The sequence below is a fragment of the Nitrospirota bacterium genome (assembly GCA_035516965.1).
In the GTDB taxonomy this organism is placed as follows: Bacteria; Nitrospirota; UBA9217; order UBA9217; family UBA9217; genus MHEA01.
Window position 1 is genome coordinate 42,282 of the sequence record DATIZR010000063.1, and the last position, 10,926, is coordinate 53,207.

Genomic DNA, 10,926 nt, shown 5'->3' on the forward strand with positions numbered 1-10,926 from the left:
CTCAATGATTCTCCCTCTTGACCAGCTTCGTTCCCGGATAATAATGGGCGAGTATGGCGCGGTAGTCGGAGCCCTCGCGGGCCATCTGCCGCGCCCCCCACTGACACAGCCCGACGCCGTGCCCCCGCCCCCGTCCGGAAATCACGATCTCATCTCCGTACATCCCGGCCTCAAAGAAGACGCTCGGCACGAGCGAATTGCCGATGGCAGCCCGGAATTTCTCCGCCGGGACCTCGGCTGTCCCTCCCGCATACCTGATCTCCACCTGCTTCACCCTGCCAGCCGGAGTTATGCCATCGATGCCGATGTCGCGAATGTTGTTGATGCGGTAGCCCAGCCGCATGAGCGCGGACCTCAGTTGTACCGGACTTATCCTTTTTTCCCAGACACCGTAGGTGGATATCTCCTGGCAGTCACAGTCCACTCCCCGGAGATACGGCGCATCGATGCCCCACAGCTCGAAAGCGTCTTCCGTGTGCCCCCCGCAGCTTGAGTGATAGAAAGCGGGGATCAATGCCCCGTCGTAGGTGATAACGATGCCTTCCGTTTCCTTCACGGCCCGGGAGGCCGCTTCGTGCTCGCCGCTCCTGCCGTCGTAGACCTGGCTGTCCACGGTGGCGAGAATATGATAGGGACGCCTCCCCGCCGCTCTTTTCTGGTAGAGCGCATACGTTCTCGATGCCACGGCCTGGGCCTTGAGCACTTCCGGCTCCCAGTCATGCGGGACCTCCGATGCCACGACGCCCTTGAGGTAGTCCTCGATATCGATATCGTTGATGACCAGCAGCAAGCCGTTCCGCTTCTTCCTGAGCTCGATGGTTCCCCGGTAGCTCCGTCCGTTCATCTGGACGAACGTGCCTGCGGAGCCCACGCTTACAGGCCGGGTGCCGACGGATGACGGCGTGAAGTGGAGCCTCCTATCGCCAGGGACGCCGTCTGCTGTCAGTCCGGCCTGTGATCTCAGGGTCACGGCCTGCTGGTCATCGGCCACGACGACCCGGATATGTTCCGCAGCAGGAGCCGACACCGCCGCGCCGAGCATGGCAAGCAAGGCCAGTAAGTGAACTTTCATAAATGCCCAACCGCGGAAGACAGGGAAAGGCGAACCTCTCGCCTCTGCGTCAGTTTATTTCGGCTTCGCCTGGTAGCGCTCTTTTTCGCTGTAAATGCACCCGCAGTACTGCTGGCGGTAGAGCCCCATAGACTTCGACTCGACGATCCCCTCCCGCCAGCCATGGCGGAAGTCTTCGTAGTGGAATTCGATCCCCTGATCCGCGGCCGCTTCCCCGGCGATGCCCCTGATCAGGTCATGCTTCTGGTATTTGCTGTACAGGAGTGACGTCGTGAAGACCCGGAAGCCCCGCTCCCGCGCCTCCCTTGCCGCCGTGCTCAGCCTCATGCGGTAGCACTGCTCGCAGCGTCCCGCGCCCTTGCCCGCGACAGCGGACAGAAACTCGTCGAGATCGTACCCGTCGCGGTACACGACGTCGAGGCCGACGCGGATCGAGAAATCCCTGACCGTATCGAGCCGCCTCCGGTATTCGGTGAAGGGATGGATGTTCGGATTATAAAAATACCCCGTGACGCTGATGCCCTCTTCCTTCATCCGGAAGAAGGGGTAGAGTGCGCAGGGCGCGCAGCATATGTGGAGAAACATCTTTATGCTCATACTGTTCGCCCTCCGCTGCCTTGTGTCATGGCTGGTCGGACTCACCGCCGCAACAGACCACCTACAGCAGTTTCTCCTGCCGCGAGGCCGGTCTGCTCCTGCCGAAATATTCGTAGGCGAGGCGCGTTGCCTGCCTGCCCCGCGGAGTCCGGTCCAGGAACCCTTCCTGGATGAGGTACGGTTCGTACACGTCCTCGAGCGTGTCCTTCTCCTCGCTGAGCGCTGCAGCGAGCGTCTCGAGTCCCACGGGCCCGCCGTCGAACTTGTCTATGATCAGGAGCAGCAGCCTGCGGTCCATCTCATCGAAGCCCCGCTCATCCACTTCGAGCCGCTGCATCGCGGACGAGACGATGTCCCCCGTTACTTTTCCGTCTCCCCTGACCTGGGCGAAGTCCCGCACGCGGCGGAGCAGCCGGTTGACGATCCTCGGCGTGCCCCGTGAACGCCGCGCGATCTCCACGGCAGCGGCGGGCTCGATCGACGTCTCGAGCAGGCGCGCCGAGCGGAGTACGATCGTCTTGAGCTCGTCCGGGGAATAGAAGTTCAGCCGGTCGATGACGCCGAACCGGTCCCGGAGCGGCGAGGTCAGGAGCCCGGTCCTCGTCGTCGCGCCGACGAGCGTGAACCTCGGCAGGTCGAGCTTGATGGAGCGGGCGCCCGGTCCCTGTCCGATGATGATATCGAGCTGAAAGTCCTCCATGGCCGGGTACAGGACCTCTTCCACGACGCGGTTCAGCCGGTGGATCTCGTCGATGAACAGGACGTCGTGCGGCTGAAGGTTCGTCAGGATCGCGGCAAGGTCGCCGGCCCGCTCCAGCACCGGACCGGAAGTGCTCTTGATGCCCACGCCCAGCTCGTGGGCGATGATGTTCGCCAGCGTGGTCTTGCCGAGCCCCGGCGGCCCGCAGAACAGCACGTGATCGAGCTCCTCGCCCCTGCCCTTCGCGGCCTTGATGAAGACGTGCAGGTTTTCCTTGATCCGGTCCTGCCCCACGAAATCCTCGAAGCGGACCGGCCTCAGGCTCCGTTCGATCTGGACATCGTCGTCGTTCTGCTCGGGTTCTATGATCCTCTTGGACAATGCGAACCTCAGGCTTGAGAAAAACAGAAGCGCATAACCGCAGAGGGCAGAGAAATTCTTAGCCTCTCCGACTGATAAACCGTTAGCGATCCTCTTTATTCCCTCTTCCAAATGAACTACATTAAAATTTATCCGGAGTCCGAGCGTCTCGCGGCTCAACTTCAAGGAGGAAAGAATCTGTGTTTCATGAATTGGTAATATTTTTTCAGCTTCTTGTATGCCTGATTTTCTCTGCGCCCTCTGCGGTCATCTTTATCCGTTCTCTTGGCGGGCCGGATCATGTTCGTCGCCCGTTCTCACCGCTTAACCAGGATTGAAAGTGTATCCCTGATCAGCTGCTCCAGCGTCATACCGGGTCTTCCCTCCCGGACCTTCCTGACGGCGTCTTCCGCCTGTGACCGTTTATAACCAAGGTTTACCAGCGCCGAGACCACATCCTCCTGGCCAAGGGCAGACGGAGCCGCCCCGGGGACGTCCATCGACAAGCGCGCGATTTTGTCTTTCAGCTCCAGGACCATCCGCGCCGCCGTCTTCCTGCCGATACCCGGTATCGCGCAGAGTTTCGAGTCGTCGGAGGACTGCAGGGCGCCGCACAGCTCGTTTACGGGCAGACTGGACAGGACGGCGAGCGCCAGCTTCGGTCCGATGCCGGAGACGCTCATGAGCAGCAGGAACATGTCCTTTTCGGACGGGGTGAGAAAACCGAAAAGAGAAAGAGCGTCCTCGCGCAGATGGGTGTGGATATGCAGGGTGACTTCCCCTCCCGGCTCGGGGACGCCGTAAAGCGTGGACAGCGGGACCTGCACCTGGTAGCCGACACCGGAAACATCGACAATGAGATAGTCGGCTGCCTTCCGCTTCAGCGTGCCCGTGATCAGTGCGATCATCTTATCCCGCCTGGGTCCTGCGGCCGGCTCCGCTTCTGGGCGAGCCGGCACGCGCCGGTTGGCGCAGCAGGGGGGAGTTCTTGAGGATCTCTTTCAACCGGGAGGAGTGGATGTGGCAAATGGCGGCGGCAAGAGCATCGGCTGCGTCAGCGGGGTGAGGGACCTTCGGCAGGTCCAGCAGCGTCTTGACCATGATCTGCACCTGCTTCTTTTCCGCCTTCCCGTTCCCCACGACCGCCTGCTTCACCTCGAGCGGCGCGTACTCGAACACCGGCAGCCCGGCGTTCATCGCCGCCAGGATTGCGACCCCGCGCGCATGTCCGAGTTTGAGCGCTGACTGCATGTTCTTCGAAACGAACAGGTCCTCGACAACAACGACATGGGGACGGTACTTCTCGATGATCTTCTCCAGCTCCTCGTAGATCTTCTTGAGTCGCTTCGGGAACGGCTGCTTGGCCGACGGGCTGATGCCGCCCGACGCAACGTAGAACAGCTTGTGGTCCTCTTCCGCAACGATGCCGTACCCGCTCGTAAGCGTCCCCGGATCAACCCCCAGCACCCGCATATGATACCTCCCCGTGAACCTGAAAGCATTGTAAAATTCAAATTGCAGGATGAAAATGGAACAATTTCGGGCGTTGTATCCCTGGCAAGTTGCAAAATAACTCTCGAAATGTCATTGCGAGGAGTGTTCTTCGCGACGCGGCAATCTCGAAGTTACTGACCCTGAAAACCGGGCTTGTTTCGCTTGCGAAGACGGTAAAAGACCTTTTCAGCGGCCTGCCACGTCTGCGTTCTGCATCCGGCAAGCAAATGCCTGCGGCTACACCGCGCTCATGATCTCCTCGGGGATATCGAAGTTCGCATAGACATTCTGGACATCGTCGTTGTCCTCAAGCGTTTCCACGAGGCGCATCATCTGCTGCGCTTCCTTGCCCTCAAGCTTGACATAGGTCTGCGGGATCATGGTGACCTCGGCCGCGTCCGGCGTCACGCCGGCATCCTCCAGCGCTTTTTTCACCTTTTCGAAATCGTTCGGCGGCGTGGTGACCACAAAATTATCGTCCTCGGTCTGCATGTCCTCGGCGCCCGCGTCCAGTGCCAGCGTCATGAGCTTGTCCTCATCGATCCTGGCGCTGTTCACGACGATGTACCCCTTTTTGTGGAACATCCACGAGACGCACCCGGCTTCGCCCATGTTGCCGCCAGCCTTGCTGAAGATGTTCCGTATCTCCGAAACGGTGCGGTTCCTGTTGTCCGTCAGAACCTCGACGATGACCGCCACGCCGCCCGGCCCGTATCCCTCGTACATGATCTCCTCGTAGGAGACGCCCGGAAGTTCTCCGGTCCCCTTCTGGATCGCACGCTTGATGTTCTCGGCCGGCATGCTGACGCCCTTGGCCTTCGCAACCGCCGTCCTGAGCCGGGGATTTCCGGACTGGTCGCCGCCGCCAAGCTTCGCGGCCACGGTGATCTCCTTCGTGATCTTCGTAAAGATCTTTCCGCGCTTCGCATCGGTCGCCGCTTTCTTGTGCTTTGTTGTCGCCCACTTGGAATGGCCTGACATGGAACCTCCTCATACACGGTAAATTGAAGATTGGAAATTGGAAAACGAAAAAATGTTACCGCCGTCACGTGTCGCTCTTCAATTTACATTTTGAAATTTCGAATCCGGCGTTCCTCGAATGCCGCTATCTCTCCGCCGGCTGCAGGTCGTGCTCGATGTCTTCCCTGAGCCTGGTGAAGATCATTCTGCCCGCCGCGGTCTGCAGCACGCTCGTTACGGCCACATCCACGTTCTTGTTAATGAAGCGGCGCCCGTTCTCCACGACGATCATCGTGCCATCGTCCAGGTACGCCACGCCCTGCCCCGGCTCCTTGCCTTCCTTCAACACGAACACCCGCATGCTTTCTCCCGGAAGAGCCACGGGCTTCACGGCATTGGACAGGTCGTTGATGTTCAGTACCTTGACGCCCTGCAGCTCCGCCACCTTGTTCAGGTTGAAGTCGTTCGTGATGACCTTGGCGCCCAGTTTCTTGGCCAGGGCGATGAGCTTGCTGTCCACGTCGCGGATCTTGGGAAAGTCCTCCTCGGTGATGCGGACCTCCATGTGACTCATCTTCTGGATCCGGTGCAGGATATCCAGGCCCCGCCTGCCCCGTGCCCGCTTGAGTGAATCGGAGGAATCGGCGATGTGCTGCAGCTCATGGAGAATGAACTGGGGGATAAGGATCGTGCCGTCCAGGAATTCCGTCTCGCACACGTCGGCGATCCTGCCGTCGATGATCACGCTCGTATCCATGATCTTGATGTTCTCATCGGCGCCGCCCCGGAACAGCTTCTTGATGTTGATGGGATTGAACTTCTCACCCTCCCGGATCCCGATCATAACGCCGATGTAGCCGAAGAAGCCGTTCATGAGCAGCAGGATGAAGTTCACAATGCTCCGCTCGAGGGGGACCAGCTTGAGCGGCGCCGCGATGATGTTCGCCGACATGAGACCGAGAATGAAGCCGAGGATACCGCCGACAATGACCTTCAGGGAAACCCGTCTGAACAGGAACTCCGTCAGAATGATGAGGACCGCTACGCCGAAACCGATGGCCATTCCTTCTGTTTTGCTCACCTGATCGTAGAGCTGCGTCGACACGTAGTATCCGAGCAGGGTGCTTAAAAAAATGAACAGGAATCGAATAAGGACAAGTCCCATAATTGTCACCTCCTTCTGATGAAAAAATGAAGAATGAATAAACTGCCATGAATTGCCGATGAACCGCCTCAGGGGAACGGGCGCGCCGGCGGCTGTTATTCCGGCTTGACCGTAACGAACAGGTCTTCACCCTTCCTGCGGATGAGAAGAAGCACCCTTTCTTTCGTGCGTATCTTGGCGACAGCCTGTTTGTAGTCTTCCAGCGTCGTTGTGCTCTTCTGGTTGACCTGAAGGATGATGTCTCCGGGCCTGACGCCCGCCTCGTACACCCTGCTGTCGGGGTCGACCTTGACGGCGACGACACCTTTTTCCTGTTCATCAATGCCGAGCCTGCGGGCGATATCCGGCGTCAGCTCGCGGACCGCGAGGCCGGTGAGCGCTCTGTTCTCCTCTTCCTGGCCCTGCCCTTCCGTGCCCCCGCGGGCGCCCGCCTCGGCCAGTTTCTTGGGCAGCTCCGCGATAAGCACTTCGGTCTCGATCTCCTTTTTCTGGCGGAGGAGCTTGACCTTCACCTTCGTACCGATGGGCGTCTGGGAGACCATGTTCCGGAGATGGCCGGTGTCCTCGACGGTCTTGCCGTTATACTCCAGGATCACGTCGCCCTGCTTGATGCCGGACTTTTCGGCCGGGCTTCCCTTCATGACCGTGCTCACGAGCGCGCCCTTCAGGTCCCTGACGCCGAACTCCTCGGCCAGGTCCGATGTCACCTCCTGGATGCTCACGCCGAGCCACCCGCGCACCACCTTCTGGTACTTCACGAGGCTGTCCATAACCTGGCGCGCCATGCTGCTCGGAACCGCGAAGCCGATCCCCTGGTACCCGCCCGTCCGGGAAAGGATCGCTGTGTTGATGCCGATCAGTTCGCCCCGCGCGTTGATGAGCGCCCCGCCCGAATTGCCCGGGTTTATGGCGGCGTCGGTCTGGATGAAGTCTTCGTAATCGGCGATGCCCACGTTGGCCCGGCCGACGGCGCCGATAACGCCCATGGTCACGGTCTGGTTCAGCCCGAAGGGGTTGCCGATGGCGAACACGATTTCACCCACCTTCAGCTTGTTCGAGTCCCCCCAGGGAAGCGCGGTCAGCCCTTTTGCATCGATCTTGATGACGGCGATGTCGGTCTTGGGGTCTGCGCCGATGAGCTTCGCCTTGTAATCCCGCTTGTTCGAGAGCAGGACCTTGATCTCCTGGGCCTTTTCAATGACGTGGTTGTTCGTCACGATGTAGCCGTCCTCGGACACGATCACGCCGGACCCCAGGCTCTGCTCCTTGTGCTCCTTCGGAACGTTCGGGTGCGGGAGCTGGTCGCCGAAGAACCGCCTGAAGAAGGGATCATCAAAAAGATCGAAGGGGACCTCGTCCCGGGACTTGATCACGCGCGTCGTCGAGATGTTCACAACCGATGGCGTCGCCACGGCAGCGACCTCGGACTGCGCGTCGCTCAACTGGGTCAGAATCTCGACGGACCGCGGGGACACCTGGCTCCTGGCCGGGACCGGAGTGATCACGCCGAGGTGGGACGACAGCACAAGGCCGACGAACACACCGATCGCAAGGATGAACGCGGCAGACAGATAGTAAGACTTTTTCGTGCGCATGAGAAGAACGACCTCCTGAATCACTCCTGGGGACGTGCGATAACGCGTCTTTTATTGAATGAAGCAAAGGGTATTCTACCAGAAGCTCATCAGGCTTTTCAAGCCCTTTTTATTATTGACAAAAACAGGTCATCTCCTATAATGAAAACCTGGCTTCAACGAATCCCGCATATGATATCGGAGAACTTCTGTGCCGTACGACCGGGCAAAGCAGCGATCGCCTCATCTCGACCTGGAACGATTGGACAAGCAATATATCTGGCATCCCTTTACACAGATGCGGGACTGGGAGCGGGAATCCCCGGTCATCATCGAGCGCGGCAAAGGTAGCATGCTCGAAGACATCCACGGCAAGCGGTACATCGACGGCGTGTCGTCGCTCTGGGTCACGGTGCACGGACACCGGAAAAAAGAGATCGACCTGGCCGTTTCGCGCCAGCTCGGGAAGATCGCCCATTCGACCCTGCTCGGCCTGTCCAACGTGCCGGCGGTCCTGCTCGCGGAACAGCTCGTGAAGGCAGCACCGAAGGGCCTGACCAGGGTCTTTTATTCCGACAGCGGCTCCACGTCCGTTGAGATCGCCCTCAAGATCGCGTTCCAGTACTGGCAGCAGAAGGGCTCCCGTTCTGCTGCAAGGACCCGCTTCATTTCTCTGAAAGAAGCCTATCACGGCGACACGATCGGGTCCGTGAGCGTGGGGGGCATTGACCTCTTTCACCAGATATACAAACCTCTGCTCTTTTCCTCGTACAAGATAGATTCGCCGTACTGCTACCGGTGCCCCCTCGGGAAAAGGCATCCGGCATGCGGACTCGCCTGTGCAAGGAAGGCGGAACAGGTGATCCGGAGACACCACCGTGAAACAGCGGCGCTGGTGATCGAGCCGCTGGTGCAGGGGGCTGCCGGCATGCTGATGCAGCCGCAGGGTTACCTGCAGAAGATACGGGAGCTCTGCACGAGATACAACATCCTGATGATCGCCGACGAGGTTGCGACAGGCTTCGGCAGGACGGGGACGTTGTTCGCCTGCGAGCAGGAGGGCGTGCGGCCGGACATCCTGTGCACGGCCAAGGGCATAACGGGCGGCTACCTGCCCTTGGCGGCGACCTTGACGACCGACGAGATCTACCGCGGTTTTCTCGGAGAGTACCGGGAGCTGAGGACCTTCTTTCACGGGCACACGTACACGGGCAACCCCCTCGCCTGTGCGGCCGCCATTGCGAACCTGGAGCTCTTCAGGAAGGAGAATACCCTGAGGAAGCTGCAGCCCAAGATCAGGCTCCTGTCCCAAGAACTGGAAAAGTTCAAAGAGCTTGCGCATGTTGGCGAGGTGAGGCAGAAGGGATTCATGGTCGGCATCGAGCTCGTGCGCGACAAACGAACGCGGGAGCCCTATGCGCTGGAAGAGAAGATCGGGGCCCGGGTGATCCTGGAGTGCCGCAGCCGCGGCCTGATCGTCCGGCCGCTCGGAAGCGTCATCGTGCTCATGCCGCCGCTGTCGATCACGGTCCGGGAGCTGAGGCGGATGGTCCAGATAGTCTACAAGGCAATCGGGAAGGTGACGGGAACGAAGCCCCCGCCGTCTTAATGATTTTTTTCTTCAGCTTCTCGCGTTGCTGATCCCTGCGCTTGCTGTGCCTGTTGTGACTGCTCGAACACGGCATCTAGCGTTTTGATCGCCTGTGCCGCCTTCCTTCCCTTCTCCTCGGATCGATGCTGCGCCTCTTCGATTGCCTGCTTCGTCATGTGAAATACCGTCACCATGTCTTCCGCATGGGCGAAGACGAGATAAAGGGACAGTATGACGATAAGGGACCCGCGAACAATGGACAGGACCTTTTTGTCATCCCGCACTGACACCAGTCTGCTGACGACAATGAAAACGAGGATTGCACCGAGCACGACCGATACCGACTTCAGTATTCGCACGCTGAGCGGACGCGGAGGTTCCTCGGGCGGTTTTGCCGTTTTCTCCACCAACAGGGGTAGTTCACTGGGCCTCTCGATCGTCACGGAACCGGACCGCTTTGCAGCGTCATCCTTTGAATCTCCGTCGATGATAACCGCCGCGGCCCGGTATTGTTCAGGAATGACCGTGAGATTATCAACGTACCAGGCAATGCCATTTTTATCGAAGTACCGATAGATGGCTGCATCCGCCGTACTGATGGCCACGGTTACCAGCACGCACTGAAAAACGACCAGCAACAAAACAGCCTTCTTCATAACGCCTCCTTGCGAGCGTTCTCTTTTTGAAATATATCCTATTCGGGTTTATGATGAAAATCGATGCTCATCATAGAGGACAAATACGGAGAATGTCAATAACGCTGATGGGGTATTTTCAGGGTATTGACAGCTGAATAATGAGCATCATTCCGACGCCGGCATTCGCTTCAACCGCCTCCTGATAACGGCTGGAATGGAAACAAGCTGAATCCGCCAGCTCAGGGAATTGCCTTGCATTCTTGGACCTCTTCGTGCTACGTTGCCATGAACGATACAAAAGGTCATCAGCCGTCGCATCCCCGGTTGATGACTGCTCTCCGCCAGTTGTATTGACGGTCCCCGCATGTGAGAATGAGTAGCCGTACAACTGATGCCATAAATGAACCGAGCTATGGACGCCGCGTGCTATCCTGGTCGTTCTACGACTGGGCTGATCATGCCTATATCACGACGACGGCGACAACTTTTTTCCCGCCCTATTACCTGGCCATTGCCGCTCCCGCTTTTGTGAGACCATCGACGGGAGTCATCGATGAGGCAGCACGGGCCCTTGCACGGAATACGGCCTCCTCCGTGTTTGCCTTCACCGTTTCCTGCGCCCTCTTCATTGCGGCCATCCTTGCGCCGGTCATCGGGGCCTACGCAGACATCACGGACCAGCGGAAGCGCATTCTTATCCGCATCACGATCGCCGGAGCCGTCCTTGCCTCTTCGATGTTTTTCCTTACCGCGGGCATGTGGATCGAAGCGCTGC

The 10,926-nt window shown here is 59.1% G+C and carries 11 protein-coding genes; 2 read left to right on the forward strand and 9 right to left on the reverse strand.

Annotated elements, in window-relative coordinates; all coding sequences use genetic code 11:
* Position 1 precedes the first annotated feature (1 nt).
* From VL197_10055 to VL197_10090, 8 genes are all read right to left on the reverse strand, one after another.
* Positions 2 to 1,072 (reverse strand): SpoIID/LytB domain-containing protein, encoded by a 1,071-nt coding sequence (locus VL197_10055; GenBank protein HUJ18321.1) that lies wholly within the window; start codon positions 1,070 to 1,072, stop codon positions 2 to 4.
* 54 nt (positions 1,073 to 1,126) lie between these two features.
* A complete protein-coding gene (locus tag VL197_10060; protein HUJ18322.1) occupies positions 1,127 to 1,663 on the reverse strand; it encodes an epoxyqueuosine reductase QueH in 537 nt (178 codons plus the stop codon).
* Positions 1,664 to 1,730: 67 nt separating this feature from the next.
* Positions 1,731 to 2,750, reverse strand: coding sequence for a Holliday junction branch migration DNA helicase RuvB (gene ruvB, locus VL197_10065; GenBank protein ID HUJ18323.1), 1,020 nt, complete (start codon positions 2,748 to 2,750; stop codon positions 1,731 to 1,733).
* Positions 2,751 to 3,046: 296 nt separating this feature from the next.
* Positions 3,047 to 3,637, reverse strand: a complete 591-nt coding sequence (ruvA, locus tag VL197_10070) for a Holliday junction branch migration protein RuvA (protein ID HUJ18324.1) — start codon at positions 3,635 to 3,637, stop codon at positions 3,047 to 3,049.
* Position 3,638: 1 nt separating this feature from the next.
* Positions 3,639 to 4,202, reverse strand: a complete 564-nt coding sequence (gene ruvC, locus VL197_10075) for a crossover junction endodeoxyribonuclease RuvC (GenBank protein ID HUJ18325.1) — start codon at positions 4,200 to 4,202, stop codon at positions 3,639 to 3,641.
* 258 nt (positions 4,203 to 4,460) lie between these two features.
* Positions 4,461 to 5,204 (reverse strand): YebC/PmpR family DNA-binding transcriptional regulator, encoded by a 744-nt coding sequence (locus VL197_10080; GenBank protein HUJ18326.1) that lies wholly within the window; start codon positions 5,202 to 5,204, stop codon positions 4,461 to 4,463.
* Positions 5,205 to 5,328: 124 nt separating this feature from the next.
* Complete coding sequence (locus tag VL197_10085; protein HUJ18327.1) at positions 5,329 to 6,348, reverse strand: PIN domain-containing protein; 1,020 nt, start codon at positions 6,346 to 6,348, stop codon at positions 5,329 to 5,331.
* Between the two features lie 95 nt (positions 6,349 to 6,443).
* Complete coding sequence (locus VL197_10090) at positions 6,444 to 7,943, reverse strand: DegQ family serine endoprotease (protein HUJ18328.1); 1,500 nt, start codon at positions 7,941 to 7,943, stop codon at positions 6,444 to 6,446.
* A gap of 190 nt (positions 7,944 to 8,133) precedes the next feature.
* Here VL197_10090 and bioA point away from each other — a divergent pair, with 190 nt between their 5' ends.
* Positions 8,134 to 9,531 carry an adenosylmethionine--8-amino-7-oxononanoate transaminase gene (gene bioA, locus VL197_10095; GenBank protein ID HUJ18329.1) on the forward strand — a complete coding sequence of 466 codons (1,398 nt, stop codon included), beginning with the start codon at positions 8,134 to 8,136 and terminating at the stop codon, positions 9,529 to 9,531.
* Here bioA and VL197_10100 read toward each other — a convergent pair.
* Complete coding sequence (locus tag VL197_10100) at positions 9,528 to 10,169, reverse strand: hypothetical protein (protein HUJ18330.1); 642 nt, start codon at positions 10,167 to 10,169, stop codon at positions 9,528 to 9,530. The genes bioA and VL197_10100 overlap by 4 nt on opposite strands.
* Before the next feature lie 354 nt (positions 10,170 to 10,523).
* Here VL197_10100 and VL197_10105 point away from each other — a divergent pair.
* Positions 10,524 to 10,926: MFS transporter (locus VL197_10105; protein HUJ18331.1), on the forward strand; the 403-nt coding region annotated here is incomplete at its 3' end.